This is a genomic window from Paenibacillus marchantiae (assembly GCF_028771845.1).
Lineage (GTDB): Bacteria > Bacillota > Bacilli > Paenibacillales > Paenibacillaceae > Paenibacillus > Paenibacillus marchantiae.
Genome location: NZ_CP118270.1, coordinates 2,277,309 through 2,293,709 on the forward strand (window position 1 = coordinate 2,277,309; position 16,401 = coordinate 2,293,709).

Below are 16,401 nucleotides of genomic sequence, written 5' to 3' on the forward strand. Positions count from 1 at the left end.
GGGTCTTTTTGTGATTTGAACATGTTGCATAAATCCAAAGAAGGCCTTTCAATCCAATGCAGCTAAAGGCTGATTTTACAAATTGGATACAAGTCCAGATTGGACCGATACATCTGATGGCTATAATTACCTCTATTACATCGATGAGAGGAAGCCGGATTCATGCTGCGAGTTGAACAGGTATCACACACGTTCCGCAATGCACAAGGGATTGTTCCCGTATTGCAGGACATTAACATATCCGTGGGTAAGGGTGAGATGGTTGCACTGCTGGGAAGCTCCGGTTCAGGCAAATCGACGTTATTGCATCTGATGGCAGGTCTGATGAAGCCGGACACAGGCAAGATCCTTATTGCAGATCAGGATATTGTGCGTATGAGTGAGAACCGACTGGCCGAATTCCGCCGGACACATATTGGCTTTATTTTTCAGGCGTATGAGCTGCTTGCGAACCTGACAATTCGGGAAAATGTGGAGCTGCCGCTCGTGTTTCAGGGCATTCGCCCATCACGGCGTAAGCAAAAGGCGATGCACCTGCTAGAACAGGTTGGCCTTGTCGGCAAGTCCGAATTATTCCCTTCCCAGCTATCAGGAGGGCAGCAGCAGCGCGTCAGCATTGCGCGTTCACTGATTACGGAGCCGTCCGTCATATTCGCGGACGAGCCTACCGGGAACCTGGATACCCGAACGGAGGAAGAGATTATTTCCATTTTGCAACAGCTGAATCGGGAGATGCATACAACATTCGTTATTGTCACGCATGAGGCTGAAGTGGCGGAGCAGATGCAGGTTGTCATTACATTGCAGGACGGATGCTTGGTGGAGAGCGGCCAGTCCAAGGCAGTAGAGCAAGGAGAGCGGTTGTGAGAGTTCTGGATGTGTTGCGAATGTCATGGGGACAGATTGTGCGCAGAAAGGTGGTTACTCTTCTGTGCATGATTGGCCTGTCCATCGGCTGTGCGGCCATGATTATCGCGTTAAGCGTGGGGCAGTCGGTACAGGTCTATGGTGAGAAAACGTTAAACGAGAATTACAAAATGGATGAGATTGCAGTATCCCCCAATGAGGGAATCGGTTCGAGCGGAAGCAATGGGCAGACGTCCACCTTCGAACGAGGAGCGCTGACGGCTCGAAAAATCGATATTATTTCCAGCCTTCCGCATGTCGTCGCCGTTGCTCCGATGCTGAAGCTGGATATGCTGGAGATGGCTACATTGGATGGCAAAAGCTCCAATGTGGAAGTTATCGGTACAGAGCTTGGATCATTGAGCCGTTTCGGCTACCGTTTTGACAAAGGCGGGGCATCGGGGATCAGCGGAGCCGCTATTGTGAATTACGGTGCAACCTTCGGACTTGTGGACGCCGAGGTGATCCGCGAACTGAACAACAAGCTCATGGAGGATTCGTTTAATGAAGAGTTTCTACAGCAATACATGGCGTTGATGTCTACCCAAACCGAGCTGTTTCAGGCACAGTTTAACCTGAAATATCAGGACATGAATGATTCATCCAAAGCCAAAGCAAGCTCGCCTTTGCGAGTGACGGGTGTACTGAAGGTGCCTGGCGGCATGAGTGAGAACAATGCCATGTATGACAAAAAGGTCTATGTTTCCCTCGAAACCGCCCGGATGCTCGCTGAACAGTTCCAGAGCAGTCAGGCACAGGCCGCGGCAGCAGGACGGTTGAACTCGGCGCTCGTGAAGGTAGAGGACAAGAAGTATGTGGCACAGGTGCAGGAGCAGATTCAGAAGCTGACGCTGATGACAGACAGCAATCTGTATCAGGAGCAGGCGATGAAGGAACAGCTTGGCATGTACCAGAAGGCCGCTATGGGCATTGGGATATTCGTCATGCTGCTGGCTTCGCTGTCTATTATTGTAGCGATGATCATGTCCACGCATCAGCGCCGCAAACAGATTGGCGTCATGAAGGTGCTGGGAGCCAATCTGTGGCAGATCAGGCAGATGTTCATTACTGAAGCTGCAGTACTTGGAGTGTTGGGCGGCATTGTTGGTGTCTTCATCGCTTACGGAGCCATTCAGGGGGTAAATGGACTACTCCAAGGACAAATCTCGATGGAAGCAAGCACACCTCTCCAAGTGGTTATTGAGACGTCGGCCCTGCCTGCTGGTATAGCGTTTGCGGTGTTGACCGGAGTACTCTCGGGAATCTATCCGGCGATTAGCGCCTCGCGTACAAATGCGTTGCAGGTAATTAAATCCGCATAAATCAAGCAGAGATACAGGGGATGCAAAGTATAGGTTATTAAACAGACAGAATCAACAGACAGATTGAATGAAGGGACATACGGCAATGAAGAATTCGGCAATAGGCAAATGGATAAAGAGAATCATCATGATCGGACTGCTCGCAGGCGCTGGATATTTTCTGTACCAGCAATATAAACCGGTACCCGAAGTGCCCATCGAGGCTCCACAGCCCATTACATTTGGAGTCACACAGGAGACGATCACGCAGGAAATTCAGGTCAAAGGCAAGTCGGCTTATGCCAAACAGACGGATGTGTACGCTCCTTTTGCCTCGAAGATAAAGCAGTGGAATGTGGAGAATGGGGAGCCCATTCACAAGGGAGCCGTAATGTTCTCGCTTGATTCGAAAGCATTGCAGACGGAAGTGCAGCAGTTGGAGACCGATATTGAGAAATCGAGGCTGGAAGCTCAATTGAATGAGATTGGTCTTACTCAGGGAGAGGGTCCCGAGCAATTGGGGGTTACTGAAGAAGAACGGAAGAAAGCCTTCGCCGAGCGGGAAACAAAACGACTGACCAACGAAATGAACAAGGAATCCATCGCCGTAAAGGAGCAGGAGGTTCAGGCCAAGAAAGCGGTCATGGGTTTATCCACCGTGTACGCGCCTGTATCCGGTGTGTTTCTGATGAACGATACGGAGACCAAGACACGTATGGTGAGCGAAGGTCAGTATGTGGGTACCATTGTGGACACAGGCAAATTACAATTTGTGGCGGCCATTAGCGAGCAGGAGCTATTCAAAATCCAAACAGGCATGCCTGTAAGTGTACATATGACGGGAAACAAGGAGGTTCCGTTAACCGGGAAGGTCATCAAAATCTCCAAGTTTGCCAAAAAGGGAACGGAAACAGATCTGAAGCAGCCTTCCCAATTCGATATTGTCATTGATTTGAAGCCAAACGCCAAGCTGATCGGTGGATTAAGTCTGGAGGGCAAGATTGAAACGCTGCGCAAGGAGAAAGCGACGGTCGTTCCCACGCTGGCGGTCATGCGAGATCAGGATACGGCATATGTGATGCTGGATCAGGGCAACGGGCAATATGTACAGCAGACGATTCAAACAGGCATCGAGACAGATGACAAGACTGAAGTATTGAACGGCTTGAAACCAGGAGATATTGTTGTGCTTCCATAAAAAAATAGCATGAGAATATGCTATGTCAATTAGCTCATCACGGGAGAAAAGCCCGTGATGAGCCTTTTTTATGGCTTGGGGAGGCACATCTCAGAATTCCTGCCTGATTTATGGAATTAAATATAATAAAATTTAATAAATTCAATTTACAGTAATATTTACATGGAGTATAATCGATTCATAAGGAGGTGGACACGCGATGTGAGGTTTGTATCGAGGGTAAACCTTTTTTTAAAACCTCTAAAAGTAAGCGCTTACTTTAATTAAGTCAGAGCAATGCCTTGAAAGCCGTTCACCAAAAATCACCCGCACACACCTACAGATGTTATCCCCCTTGCTTTGTCCCTTAACCTCAGTGTAAGACACCATTTCTGTTTCTTGTTTCACATCTTATTGTTGTTGACCTGGCTTGTCCCAATTGAACTACATTCATGGAGGTGAAGTCCCTACAGCTCATCCATACGTTCTCTACCGTGCATAGCATCTTGCCGACACAGAGGATCAGACATGAGTATATACCCAATCCAAGTACAGGAAAGGTGGAACCCTAATGACTAAATCGAAAACCTTATCGAAAGGCGGAAAGGTGCTTCGCAGAAGTGTAAAACAAATGCTGGCAGCAACGCTGCTCGCGGCGGGCATTTTCCCGGGCATGGCTCCAGGAGTGAGTCAGGCGGCTGAAGCGCATGTGGATAATCCGTTTGTCGGAGCTACGTCGTATTTAAACCAGGATTATTCCGCTCTCGTGGATACGTCCATTGCTCTCACCAGTGATGCAGCGTTAAAAGCCAAGATGGAAACGGTGAAATCCTATCCAACGGCAGTCTGGATCGACCGTATTGCTGCCATTAATGGTGGAACAGACAATGCCGGACGCAAAAGTGTGGAGCAGCATCTGGATGCCGCCTTGGCACAAAAGAAGTCAGGTACTCCAATTACCGCTTCATTCGTTATCTACAACTTACCTGGGCGGGATTGTCATGCCCTTGCATCCAATGGTGAACTTCCACTAACACAGGCGGCCCTGCAGACGTATAAAAATGATTATATCAATGTAATCGCCGATATTTTTGCAAAGCCCAAGTATCAGGACATTCGCATCATCGCTATCATCGAGCCGGACAGTCTGCCCAATCTGGTAACCAATCTCAGTACACCAGCTTGTGCCCAGGCGAGTTCAACAGGCATCTATGAAGCTGGTGTCAAATACGCATTGGAAAAGCTGCATGCCATTCCGAATGTGTACAACTACCTGGATATTGGTCACTCCGGCTGGCTTGGTTGGGATAACAACCGTACAGGCGCAATCTCGCTGTATACCAGCGTTGTCCAAGGAACAGCAGCAGGTCTGAGCAGCGCCGATGGCTTCATTACGAACACAGCGAACAGCACACCGCTGAATGAACCGAATCTGCCTAATCCCGATCTGAACATCGGTGGACAACCGATCAAGTCTTCCAAGTTTTATGAGTGGAACCCTTACTTTGACGAAACCGATTTCACTGCGGCACTGTATAGCGGATTTGTACAAGCTGGCTGGCCGGCCAGCACGGGCTTCCTCATTGATACCAGCCGTAATGGATGGGGCGGGGTGAATCGTCCAACGTCTGCCACAGGCAGTGATATTAACACGTACGTGAACTCCGGGCGTGTGGATAAGCGCGATCACCGGGGGAACTGGTGTAATAACAGTGGAGCAGGCATAGGTGAAGCACCTAAAGCTGCACCAGGACCAGCCCATCTGGATGCCTATGTATGGGTCAAACCTCCAGGGGAGTCTGATGGCTCCAGCTCGGAAATTCCGAACAACGAAGGAAAAGGCTTCGACCGGATGTGTGATCCAACCTTTACAACTCGTGATGGTGTATTGACGGGTGCACTGCCTAACGCACCAGTGTCGGGTCACTGGTTCCATGACCAATTCGTCATGCTGGTGCAAAACTCATTCCCTGTTCTTCCAGCCAGCAATGGTGGAGGGGGTGGAACGACAGCTCCAGCAGCTCCGGCAACACTGTCTGCGACAGCAGGCAACGCACAGGTTTCCCTGAGCTGGACAGCCTCCACAGGTGCGACCAGTTATAACGTGAAACGGGCGTTGAGTGCGTCGGGTCCATTCACTACGGTTGCTGCGGGCGTGACAGGCACATCGTATGCCAACACAGGTCTGATCAATGGTACAACCTACTATTATGTGGTTAGTGCCGTGAATTCTGCGGGTGAGAGTGTGAATTCGGCTGTAAAAAGTGCGGTACCAGTAGCAGGTGTGACTGCCCCTGGTGCACCAACAGCGCTGACAGCTACGGCAGGCAATGCTCAAATCAGCTTGACCTGGGCGGCTTCGGCAGGAGCGACAGGTTATAACGTGAAACGGGCGTTGAGTGCATCGGGTCCATTCACTACGGTTGCTGCCAATGTGAGCGGCACATCCTACACCAATACGGGTCTGACCAATGGAACGACCTATCATTATGTGGTTAGTGCCGTGAACGCTGCCGGGGAAAGTGTCAATTCTGCCGCAGCTTCTGCAACACCGCAAAGTGTAGTTGTTCCAACCAGTGATCTGGTTCTGCAATATCGTGCGGGAGATACGAACGCGGCAGATAACCAAATCAAACCGTACTTCAACATCAAAAACGTAGGTAACACGGCTGTAAATCTGAGTGATCTGAAAATCCGTTATTACTTCTCCAAAGAAGGTACCGCAGCGATGGACTCTGCTATCGATTACGCTCAGGTTGGCGGAGCCAACATCCAGCGTACGTTCACTGATTCCTATGTGGAACTGAGCTTCACTTCTGGAGCAGGCGCGATCCAGGCAGGTGGACAATCCGGAGATATCCAGCTCCGCATGTACAAAACGGACTGGAGCAACTTAGATGAAACCAATGATTATTCCTACGATCCAACCAAAACATCCTATCAGGACTGGAACAAGGTGACCCTCTACAAAGGCGGTACCCTGGTCTGGGGCATTGAGCCTTAAAAGGAGCGAATACAAAACAGGGGCGTTTCCCAGTCATGAACATGACTGGGGAACGTCCCTTTTTTCAATTTTAACGAATGGAGTGCGTCTTATTTCGTGTAATGGAGCTAGTGCAGTGTTTTAACGAATCGTATACACGTTATTACCAGGTTTTCGCCCTGTGTTCACTCTGTTTTCCGATGGTTTTTACCAGATAACGTACCGGAGTTCGTTAGTTTTTCTATTGCCGCTAATCTTCGGAATAAGGTGTGCTCGTTTCGATAGAGTCCTGAACAACACTGAATATTGATCGTTTTGGACGGATATTTGCCTATGTCACAGCAGGTGGGATGTCTATAATAATACCCGATGGGCAGGATGAAGCTGCTCTAATGGAGAGGGAATGAAAGGGGGACGGAGTCAAAGAAGTCTGTTCAGGAGAGCTATTCATTTATATTTTTGTAAGCGCATTCAGTAAAATTTGAAGGATATGAACGTCTGTATGGATTGACGGATGTCGCAACGATCCAAGCACAGCCATAAGCATCACCCATTCTGTCTCAAGGAGAGTGAAGGTCGATGAAATCCAAAACATTAGCGCCGATACATAAAGGATCGGTTTCAGGTATGTACTCCAATCGCAGGAAGGTGCGTATGCCACTTGCAGCCAAAATGCTGTCTTCGGCAATAAGCGTTGCTTTGCTCGTTGCGGGAACAGCGGGTGCGAGCGGAGCAGCAGCTTCCAGTGAGAACAGCGCGGCAGAGGCCAGCGTGCAGTCACATAAGGGGGGGAGTTCTTTGAAAGACATTCAGCTTGAGTATCTTGATCGCGGTCTGGTTGCGGCTTCTACTTCCGAGGGTGTTTTCCTCAGTTGGAGGTTGCTTGGTGACGAGGCCACAGGGTATAGCGACAAAGGTCTGACAGGCACAGATTTCAACGTATATCGTGATGGCAAGAAGATTGCTACGGTCACCGACAGCACCAACTATGTTGATGCCGCAGGCAAATCGTCGTCCCGTTATGAAGTGGCAGCGGTAAGCAAGAAGGGCAAGGAGAGTAAACACAGTGCATCCGTCAAACCTTGGGCGAACGGCTACGTCGATATTCCTTTGCAAAAACCGGCCGATGGTGTGACGCCAGTGGGAGAAGCCTACTCGTATTCTGCGAATGACATGAGTGTGGGCGATGTGGACGAGGACGGTCAGTATGAGTTTTTTGTAAAATGGGACCCTTCTAACTCCAAGGATGTCTCGCAAAAAGGCTACACCGGTAAAACGTACGTGGATTGCTACACGCTGGACGGACAATTGTTGTATCGGATCGATCTCGGGGTCAACATCCGTTCGGGTGCTCATTATACACAGATGCTCGTTTATGATTTTGACGGGGATGGCAAGGCTGAGATGATGTTTAAGACCGCACCGGGAACCAAGATCATCAAATATAACAAAAAAGGAAAGATCACTTCCGAAAAATACATCACCCTTCCGAAGCAGGATCGTAAGGCAGGTTATTCTAACGAAGATGATTACCGTTTAAGTGCAGATGGCTACTATGATCATGTCGTGGATATGTTCAAGAACTGGCATAAACATGAAGAGGTCGTGAAGGGCAACTGGCCTGCTACGTTGGAGGAAGCTTTTGGGATTGAGAAAAAGTATAGTTACCCATTGTCTCAGAAGGATGCTGAGAGCTTGGCAGATTACTTCATTGATGTGTATGCACCAAGCCGCAGTGACAAGAATGAGCTGCGCAAGTTCGAAGGTTTTATCGTCGATGGACCTGAGTATGTAACGGTGTTCGAAGGAGAGTCGGGCAAAGAGCTGGAGACCATTCCTTATGAGCCGGGACGGCAGGACGATGGGTTGATGTGGGGCGATTACGCAATGGCGCGTATTGAACCAGCGAACCGGGTAGATCGTTTCCTGGCAGGCGTGGCATATCTGGATGGAAAGAAACCGTCTGCGATCTTTGCACGCGGATACTACACACGTTCGACCATGGTGGCCTACAACTGGGATGGCAAAAAGCTCAAACGTGAATGGAAAGTCGACAGTGGCTGGACACCGATGAAGAACCCGTTCAATGACGGTCCGCATGGGGTGGACGGTACTGATCCAGAGTATGGCTCCATTACAACGCAAGGTGCGCACTATTTCAGTGTTGCTGATGTGGATGGAGACGGTAAACAGGAGATTGTGTACGGCTCGGCCACGATTGATCATGATGGCAGTGTGCTGTACAGCTCCAAGGACCTGATGCCAGCGGAGAGTGCTGCTCCGGGAACAATTGCACGTCTGGGCCATGGGGATGCACTCCATGTAGCGGATATTGATCCAGATCGTCCAGGACTGGAGATCTTCATGGTGCATGAGGGTGGTCCTTGGGCGCCATACGGATATTCCCTACGGGATGCGAAGACTGGGGAAGTGATCTATGGCGGGTACACGGGCAAAGATACCGGACGTGGCATGATCGGTGATGTGGACCCGACTCGTCGCGGATTGGAGACATGGGCTGTGGGATTGTGGACAGCCAGCGGTGAGAAAATAACCGATAAAGCCCCTGGTACCAATATGAATATTCGCTGGGCCGCTGATATGACAACTCAAATCGTGGATGGTGCCATTAATGTCACGCCTACGATTAAGGATTGGAATCGGGGAACTCTGCTGACCGCGAACGGCACGTTGACCAACAATTATACCAAGGGTACGCCATCTCTAGTAGCGGATATCTTCGGGGATTGGCGGGAAGAGATGCTGGTGAGAACCGAGGACAGCTCGGCGATCCGCATCTACCTGAGCACCGAGAAGACTGATCGTAAACTGTACACGCTGATGCATGACGCGATGTATCGTGTCGGCATTGCTGGACAGAACAGTGGATACAATCAGCCGTCCTACCCATCCTTCTACATGGCATCGGATATCGACTGGTTGAAGGTTACGCTGCCGAAGTTCCACACGCCCAAGTCGGGTAAGGGTGAAAAGTGAGAAGTAATAGGCGATAGGTTTTCAAAAGTATTATTTCTTTATAGGAAGTGTTTACTGTTGTATTAAGAAGCTCTGGAGTAACCTCGGTGCGTTTAGGCGTACGGGAGGTTACCCGGAGTTTTTTTGATATGGTCAAACCGAAACAACAAACGACATCATCATTTCAAATGTGCTACGGATGCAAAATCTTGAATGGTGTACTTTCCGTTTTCATGAATCAATGTGGTGATGGAGCATTCGGGAATCAGTTGACTTTGCATGGCGATAAAATTAGGATGCCAGACGTTAAGTTCAAGCTCTGGGAATGTGTTTACTAGAAAATCCGTAATTAACCCGCCATGAGTAACGATAACGATATGGCTATCTGGTGGCTCTACATTCGTCAATTCCGTTAGGAAAAAGGCCAAACGTTGGCCTGCCTGCTTAGAGGAATCACCCACAGGTGGGAGGTAGTCTGGATCACTTGTGCATCTGTCCCACATCGCGATGAATTCTTCAAATGTTTGTTCAGGCAGGTCCCCCCAGTTGGCGCGTTCACGCAGACGCTGGTCTTCAGTCACCGTAACGTTTGTTTGGAGAGCAATATGCGCCGCAGTGTCGATCGCTCTTTGAAGTGGGCTTGCAATGATTTTGGTGACAGGTACGTTAGCCAAATGATGTGCTGTCGACTTAGCTTGTACAACTCCCTCGGATGTGATGGGAACATCACCGATGCGCTTTTCTTTTAATGCATGCCTCACCAGAAAAAATGTAGTTTTCATAGTCTCACTACCTCCTCGTTATAGATTAGATTAGATAAAATAAAATTGATTAGATTTATAACTAATTATATATTTATCTAATTTATAATCGCAATGATTTTTCAATTACATGGTGAAATACATCGCCGAGACTTGCTACAATGGAAAAAAGTGAGGATCGTTGCAGCAACGGAGGTGCAGGCATTGGAAGCAAAACATTGGACAGGCAGTCTGTTTCAGGAGAAACTGCGCACAGAGGACTATGGACCGCGTTTTTACGCGTATTATTACAAGCAATGGGACAACTACCAGATGTCCTATCACGATCATGATTCCACGGAGATCATGTACATTATTTCGGGAATGTGCCGGGTCGATGTACAGATGCAGGATGGCAGCTCGGAACAGGCAGTATTAAAAAAAGGGCAGTTCATTCTGCTGGACGCAGGGGTTCCACACCGTCTGCTGGTAGAGGATGGCGTCCCGTGCCGCATGCTCAATGTGGAATTTGGAGTTTCCAGATCGCAGCCAGGCCAGCCTTCCATTCGCCAGCTCGCACTGGAAGAGGAGGAAGTCCATGCTTTTCTAGCACAAGCCACGCCTTATGTGGTTTTGCCTGACCCGGAAGAGGTGTACCACATTATGAAAAGCCTAGTGCTGGAGCTGGATCAGCGTGGACTGATGGAGCAGGGTCGATCTTCTGCACCTATGCGGATTATTCCGCCGGAGGAACGCTCGCATCATCGCGAATCCCGTGATCTGAAGTCGCCTGAGCAAGGTACGCTGGTACGCACGTTGTTTATCCAACTGCTGGTTCGGGTCGCAAGACTGCGCGGGGAATTCAACCGAAGTGCGTTGGATCAGACGGAGCTGTACGTGAAACGTACGATTGAATTCATGCATCACAATATGGATCGTAATATTCAAATGAAGGATATCGCAGCAGCAGTGAATCTGCATCCAGGCTATTTGCACCGTATTTTTCGCCAGCAGACGAAGCGCACGCCTACCGATTATCTCACGATGCTCCGAATGGAAAAGGCGAAGATGCTGCTGCAACAGACCGATATTCCAATCTCCGAAATTTCCGATTACGTGGGCGTGGGGAGCAGACAGTATTTTCATATGTTGTTCAAGAAATATACAGGCCGAACTCCGGTTGAATTCCGTTCCTCGATGGAGCGACATGTCAGTCATTATCCACTGGAATAATAAGGGGAATAGATACTCTGTTTTTATCTGAGCAGGATAGGCTGAAAGATCTTCGGACACAAATGTGAGGATTTTTGACAGCTACTTCGTGAACTGGTCATGATTTTGATAACGCTTCCTTATGTACCGTTGTTACAATGATTTCATCAGGCAACTTCAATTCAATTGCAAGTGTTACTGAATGAAGTCATTAACCGAAGCCAATCGTTTCGGATTACGGGAGGAACTGTGCATGTCGTTTAAAGTGGCATTTATCGGGGCAGGCAGTATCGGATTTACACGGGGGTTGCTGCGGGATTTGCTCGCGGTACCGGAATTCAACAATATAGAGATTGCGTTCTGTGATATTAGTCAGCACAATCTGGACATGGTTACCGAGCTGTGTCAGCGCGATATCCGCGAGAATGGACTGAATATTCAGATTCAGCCGACAACAGACCGGAGAGAAGCGCTCAAGGATGCGAAGTATGTACTGTGTACAATCCGTGTAGGCGGGTTGGAAGCTTTTGCAACCGATGTGGATATTCCGCTCAAATATGGGGTAGATCAATGTGTCGGCGATACGTTGTGTGCAGGTGGGATTATGTACGGACAGCGCGGAATTGCCGAAATGCTCGACATCTGTAAGGATATTCGTGAGCAAAGCGCACCGGATGTGCTGCTCCTCAATTATTCCAACCCGATGGCTATGCTGACATGGGCCTGCAACAAGTATGGCGGTGTTCGCACGATTGGACTATGTCACGGGGTACAGCATGGGCATCATCAGATTGCAGAAGCGTTTGGACTGAAAATGAATGAAGTGGATATCGTATGTGCCGGAATTAATCATCAGACCTGGTACATCAAGGCATCCCATGAAGGTAAAGACCTTACGGGTGATTTGCTCGAAGCCTTCGAGAAACATCCAGAGTATAGCCGTACCGAGAAAGTGCGGATTGATATGTTGCGCCGATTTGGTTATTACAGCACGGAATCGAATGGTCACCTTAGCGAATATGTGCCTTGGTACCGCAAACGTCCGGAAGAGATCAAGGAATGGATTGATCTGGGCAACTGGATTAACGGCGAGACAGGTGGGTATTTGCGTGTGTGTACAGAGGGCAGAAATTGGTTTGAGACTGATTTCCCGAACTGGATGAAGGATGAACCGATGCAATTTGCCCCGGAAAAACGAGGCGGAGAACATGGTTCCTACATTATAGAAGGATTGGAAACGGGACGAGTATACCGCGGACACTTCAATACCGTCAATAACGGTGTGATCTCCAATCTGCCGGATGATGCGATCATTGAAGCACCGGGATATGTGGATCGCAACGGCATTTCGATGCCGTATGTAGGCGACCTGCCACTCGGCCCGGCTGCCGTGTGTAATGTGAGCATTTCCGTTCAACGGCTTGCGGTTGAAGCTGCGGTACATGGTGACGATAAACTATTGCGTCAGGCGTTCATGATGGACCCACTCGTGGGTGCAGTATGTAATCCAAAAGAAATCTGGCAAATGGTCGACGAGATGCTGGTCGCCCAAGCCGAATGGTTGCCGCAATATGGTGATGCGATTGCCGCGGCAGAAGCAAGACTTGCTGCAGGCAACCTGATTCCTACGAAGGAATACGAAGGTGCTGCACGTCTCAAAGTGAAAACCGTTGAGGAGATGCAGCAGGATCGCGATGCCGCCAACAAAAATGCGGGTGAATCGGATAAAGGGAAAGATCGCGAGAAAGTGCAGCAATAGATAAAAATGAGTAGGGCCTCTCCAAAATTGGAGGGGCCTTGTTTGGTTCTATTTTTTTTCGACACCACGGATTACAAAGGCAAAAGAGGAATCACCCAAGGAAACCTGCGATTTTTTTGGGGAAGACCAGCCGATAAAGGCTCCATAATAATGAGTGCCTTTTTCCTGTGCAAACTGGAATGATCCTTCTCGGAAAGAGATGGGACGTGCCTCCCCGTTCACATATTCAACCAGAGTGAATTCGTTAGGCGGTACATCCGTACTCAAGTTAATAGATATGTTCTCGCCCACCAACACCGAGACAGGTACTTTACCTTCCAGCAATTCCACATCACCTGCATAGTCAGCACACATACCTCCCCAGCAATAACTGCCCTGTACAGCTGGAATAGAGATGCCGCTTTCGCTCTGGATAGTTGGAGTAGGCAGTTCCTGGGGTAAGTTGGGTCCAGATTCCTTAGCGTTCTCCTCTAGTGAACCCAATTCAGCTTCCTTTGTATCTGGCGATGGGAGAGAGGGAGGTTCGTTTGTGCCGTTACTTGGAGTAGGATTACAGCCGGATAATATCAGCAAAGTTGTAAGGAACACGAGTGAAGCCAATGTTCTTATAGTAATGAAAAAATTTATTTTAGCCACCCCCCTAATATCTTCCAGACGAAGAAAAAGAGAAGAATGTTGCTCATTGCTACGCATATATACCATGCGATACATATTACCTTTACAGACATAGTAATATGTCTTATAGTATACCCAGGATTGAAGAAAGTCGGTGAATCTGGCAGATGGATGAACAAGCGATTAACAGTGACCTCATTCGAGGCAACATTGACCCCATTATTCTGAGTGTACTTATACCGAAGGATAACTACGGCTATAGCATTATTAAGGAAATTTATCGCAAGAGTGGAGACCGGTTTGAATTAAAGGAACCGACACTCTATTCCAGTCTGAAAAGGCTGGAGAAGAGCGGATATGTGGAATCCTACTGGGGGGAAGAGAGCCAGGGAGGACGACGCAAATATTACCGAATTACAACGCAGGGGCAGGAAGCTTATACCCAGCAAGTTCACGCTTGGCACGCAGCCAAAACATTGATTGACTGCATGATTATTTCCGGGGAAAAGGGAGATGAAGGGATATGACATTGGAAGCTCGCATTACCCGCTATGTGAATCGTCTGTTCAATGATGCGCAGGATACATTGGCCAATCAGGAGTTAAAAGAAGAGATTCACAGTAATCTCGCTGCACGAATTGAAGATTATATGGAGCAGGGTATGGACGAGGAGCAGGCTTTTCAGACTGCCATACAACATGTGGCTGGCATGGAGCAGATCATGAGTGATCATCGCAGGGTGCATCGCGTTCCTTATTGGACTGCGGTGTTGCAGTCTGCCTTGATCTATAGTCTTATCGCCTGGATCATTACCATTCCAATGAGAGTCATGGTCCAGGGCGCAACCATTAACAATTTGCTTATGATCATGAGTGTGATCGTTGGTGGAGCGTATGTATTTTACATGATGAAAAATAAAAATACTTCGACTGATCCAGAGGACACTGCCGTTATTCGTACACCTGTGTTCTTACAATGGACGCGCAGAGTGTGGTGGTTATGGGCAGGGCTCATCGTTGTGTTATGGGGTACACAGGCGGCGCTGCGATTTGGAAGCAACATCTGGTATAGTCGACCGATTCAGGTAGAGGGACCCTATCAATTTACGGTAATCGCAATTGCTTTTGCCATACCTTTATTAAGTATTATTATTCCTTTGATCGTGCAGAGGGCGTATCGGATCGTGAGCAAGTATGAGGCAGGCGATGTCATATGACGGGAAAGAATAAATGGATTATTGCATTGGTCATGCTCGGTATCTTTGGTGTTATTGTGGTTGAGGGCGTCGTTAATCCGAGAATAGAGGCGAAGCAGTCGCAGTATGAAGCAGAGCAGCAAGATCCGTTGACCCATGATTTTGCGGCATTAGCGAAATATCGCAGTGCTTATATGGGAGACTTCTCTAATCTCAGCCATTTGAATCAAGCCTTGCCTCTAAACGGCCAATTGAATGGGTATCAGTTGGTTCCAGAGACATTTACGGCTCAGATTAATTACAGGATGAATACCAGCGAGATGAAGCCCGAAGAGTTGGAACGAATACTTGTATATAATGCTGCTGCCAATTTTGTATGGATTGATAATTTGGAGCATGTGCTTTATTCATTTGAGGATGTTCAATATACTTTGAGCCGTGAAGCCGCCCAGCAATGGGCCGGAACGGAACTGAAAACCCTTCAGGAACCTGAGGAGTGGGATACATTGGTGCGTAAGAAGCTAGTGGATCCCGCGCAAGTGAACGAAGCTTTTTCACAAATTGTTGACAATTAAGCTGGTTCAAAGATAAGGAAAAGGTAAGAGGCTCGACTCTTCTCCTATGCTATGTTATTATAAGACTCTGATAACGTGGTAACGAACTAAAGCGTTTGGGTTTGGTTATAGACATGGAGGGGTTAGAGAGATGAGAAAACAAGCGATATTTCTATTATTGATCAGCATATGCATGATTGTTGTTGCGGGATGTTCCAGCTCGGGAAGCAAAGATGAACATGCCATTATTGTGGGGATAGATGATAAATTTGCTCCAATGGGCTTCCGGGATGACAAGAATGAAATTGTTGGTTTTGATATTGACTATGCAAGAGCGGCAGCGGAGAAAATGGGTAAAGAAATTACGTTTCAGCCCATTGATTGGTCTTCCAAAGAATCGGAGCTGAACAGCGGCCGAATCGACCTGATCTGGAACGGGTACACGATTACGGATGAGCGGAAAGATAAAGTGCTGTTCACGAAGCCGTATCTGGAGAACAGCCAGGTTGCAGTCACACTCGCGGACTCACCGATTACGAAGCTGGATGAACTGGATGGCAAAAATGTAGGATTGCAGGCCTTGTCCTCTGCGGCAGATGCACTCGCGGCAAGTCCTCTGAAGGATAAAGTGAATGCTTCCGAATTCCCGGACAACGTACTGGCCCTTACCGATCTCAAGACGAAACGTTTGGATGCTGTCATCATCGACGAAGTGGTCGCGAGATATTACATGTCCAAGGAAGAGGGAACGTTCAAACTGCTGGATGAATCCCTTGCTCCGGAACAATACGGCATTGGTGTGAAAAAAGGCAATGAAGAACTGCTGAATCAGCTGCAAAAAGCGTTGGATGAGCTGAATGCCGATGGCACAGCAGCCGAGATTTCCACCAAATGGTTTGGTGAAGATGAAGTTTTGAAATAGGATCAGGCCACTTGCCTGACATATGTAGTAAACAACATGACCCCGGATTCCAAAAAGGAGC

At 48.4% G+C, this 16,401-nt stretch carries 13 protein-coding genes; 11 read left to right on the plus strand and 2 right to left on the minus strand.

Features of this window, described 5'->3' with window-relative positions; all coding sequences use genetic code 11:
- Positions 1–162: 162 nt before the first annotated feature.
- The 5 genes from PTQ21_RS10335 (at position 163) to PTQ21_RS10355 (ending at position 9,364) form a co-directional block, all read left to right on the plus strand.
- Positions 163–867: an ABC transporter ATP-binding protein gene (locus tag PTQ21_RS10335; protein WP_063565941.1), complete on the plus strand. Its 705-nt coding sequence runs from the start codon at positions 163–165 to the stop codon at positions 865–867.
- Positions 864–2,228 carry an ABC transporter permease gene (locus PTQ21_RS10340; RefSeq protein WP_274569757.1) on the plus strand — a complete coding sequence of 455 codons (1,365 nt, stop codon included), beginning with the start codon at positions 864–866 and terminating at the stop codon, positions 2,226–2,228. The genes PTQ21_RS10335 and PTQ21_RS10340 overlap by 4 nt, the downstream gene beginning before the upstream one ends.
- An 85-nt stretch (positions 2,229–2,313) precedes the next feature.
- Positions 2,314–3,405 (plus strand): efflux RND transporter periplasmic adaptor subunit, encoded by a 1,092-nt coding sequence (locus tag PTQ21_RS10345; RefSeq protein WP_274569758.1) that lies wholly within the window; start codon positions 2,314–2,316, stop codon positions 3,403–3,405.
- Positions 3,406–3,955: 550 nt separating this feature from the next.
- Positions 3,956–6,388, plus strand: coding sequence for a glycoside hydrolase family 6 protein (locus PTQ21_RS10350; RefSeq protein ID WP_274569759.1), 2,433 nt, complete (start codon positions 3,956–3,958; stop codon positions 6,386–6,388).
- A gap of 633 nt (positions 6,389–7,021) precedes the next feature.
- A complete protein-coding gene (locus PTQ21_RS10355) occupies positions 7,022–9,364 on the plus strand; it encodes a rhamnogalacturonan lyase (protein ID WP_274570475.1) in 2,343 nt (780 codons plus the stop codon).
- 158 nt (positions 9,365–9,522) lie between these two features.
- Here PTQ21_RS10355 and PTQ21_RS10360 read toward each other — a convergent pair whose 3' ends face one another.
- The gene (locus PTQ21_RS10360; RefSeq protein WP_274569760.1) at positions 9,523–10,125 is read right to left on the minus strand and encodes a histidine phosphatase family protein; all 603 of its coding nucleotides are present in this window, start codon (positions 10,123–10,125) and stop codon (positions 9,523–9,525) included.
- 183 nt (positions 10,126–10,308) lie between these two features.
- Between PTQ21_RS10360 and PTQ21_RS10365 the strand changes: the two genes are divergently transcribed.
- Entirely contained in the window at positions 10,309–11,316 is a 1,008-nt protein-coding gene (locus PTQ21_RS10365; RefSeq protein ID WP_274569761.1) for an AraC family transcriptional regulator, read from the plus strand.
- Between the two features lie 232 nt (positions 11,317–11,548).
- The gene (gene melA, locus PTQ21_RS10370; protein WP_274569762.1) at positions 11,549–13,054 is read left to right on the plus strand and encodes an alpha-glucosidase/alpha-galactosidase; all 1,506 of its coding nucleotides are present in this window, start codon (positions 11,549–11,551) and stop codon (positions 13,052–13,054) included.
- 48 nt (positions 13,055–13,102) lie between these two features.
- Here the strand turns inward: melA and PTQ21_RS10375 are convergent, their stop codons facing one another.
- Positions 13,103–13,537, minus strand: a complete 435-nt coding sequence (locus tag PTQ21_RS10375) for a hypothetical protein (RefSeq protein ID WP_274569763.1) — start codon at positions 13,535–13,537, stop codon at positions 13,103–13,105.
- 299 nt (positions 13,538–13,836) lie between these two features.
- Between PTQ21_RS10375 and PTQ21_RS10380 the strand changes: the two genes are divergently transcribed.
- The 4 genes from PTQ21_RS10380 to PTQ21_RS10395 all read left to right on the plus strand — a co-directional run bounded on the left by PTQ21_RS10380 (position 13,837) and on the right by PTQ21_RS10395 (position 16,340).
- On the plus strand, positions 13,837–14,196 hold the full coding sequence (locus tag PTQ21_RS10380) for a PadR family transcriptional regulator (RefSeq protein ID WP_072735136.1): 360 nt from the start codon (positions 13,837–13,839) through the stop codon (positions 14,194–14,196).
- Positions 14,193–14,885: a permease prefix domain 1-containing protein gene (locus PTQ21_RS10385; RefSeq protein ID WP_079695063.1), complete on the plus strand. Its 693-nt coding sequence runs from the start codon at positions 14,193–14,195 to the stop codon at positions 14,883–14,885. Before PTQ21_RS10380 ends, PTQ21_RS10385 begins: the two co-directional genes overlap by 4 nt.
- Complete coding sequence (locus PTQ21_RS10390) at positions 14,882–15,439, plus strand: DUF4825 domain-containing protein (RefSeq protein ID WP_269053510.1); 558 nt, start codon at positions 14,882–14,884, stop codon at positions 15,437–15,439. The genes PTQ21_RS10385 and PTQ21_RS10390 overlap by 4 nt, the downstream gene beginning before the upstream one ends.
- Before the next feature lie 130 nt (positions 15,440–15,569).
- Positions 15,570–16,340 carry an amino acid ABC transporter substrate-binding protein gene (locus tag PTQ21_RS10395; protein WP_063565932.1) on the plus strand — a complete coding sequence of 257 codons (771 nt, stop codon included), beginning with the start codon at positions 15,570–15,572 and terminating at the stop codon, positions 16,338–16,340.
- Positions 16,341–16,401: the final 61 nt, after the last annotated feature.

Coding starts and splice junctions, on each gene's coding strand:
- PTQ21_RS10335 (WP_063565941.1), top strand. CDS start 163: ATGCTGCGAGTTGAACAGGTATCACACACGTTCCGCAATGCACAAGGG.
- PTQ21_RS10360 (WP_274569760.1), bottom strand. CDS start 10,125: ATGAAAACTACATTTTTTCTGGTGAGGCATGCATTAAAAGAAAAGCGC.
- PTQ21_RS10385 (WP_079695063.1), top strand. CDS start 14,193: ATGACATTGGAAGCTCGCATTACCCGCTATGTGAATCGTCTGTTCAAT.
- melA (WP_274569762.1), top strand. CDS start 11,549: ATGTCGTTTAAAGTGGCATTTATCGGGGCAGGCAGTATCGGATTTACA.
- PTQ21_RS10345 (WP_274569758.1), top strand. CDS start 2,314: ATGAAGAATTCGGCAATAGGCAAATGGATAAAGAGAATCATCATGATC.
- PTQ21_RS10350 (WP_274569759.1), top strand. CDS start 3,956: ATGACTAAATCGAAAACCTTATCGAAAGGCGGAAAGGTGCTTCGCAGA.
- PTQ21_RS10380 (WP_072735136.1), top strand. CDS start 13,837: ATGGATGAACAAGCGATTAACAGTGACCTCATTCGAGGCAACATTGAC.
- PTQ21_RS10395 (WP_063565932.1), top strand. CDS start 15,570: ATGAGAAAACAAGCGATATTTCTATTATTGATCAGCATATGCATGATT.
- PTQ21_RS10355 (WP_274570475.1), top strand. CDS start 7,022: ATGCCACTTGCAGCCAAAATGCTGTCTTCGGCAATAAGCGTTGCTTTG.
- PTQ21_RS10390 (WP_269053510.1), top strand. CDS start 14,882: ATGACGGGAAAGAATAAATGGATTATTGCATTGGTCATGCTCGGTATC.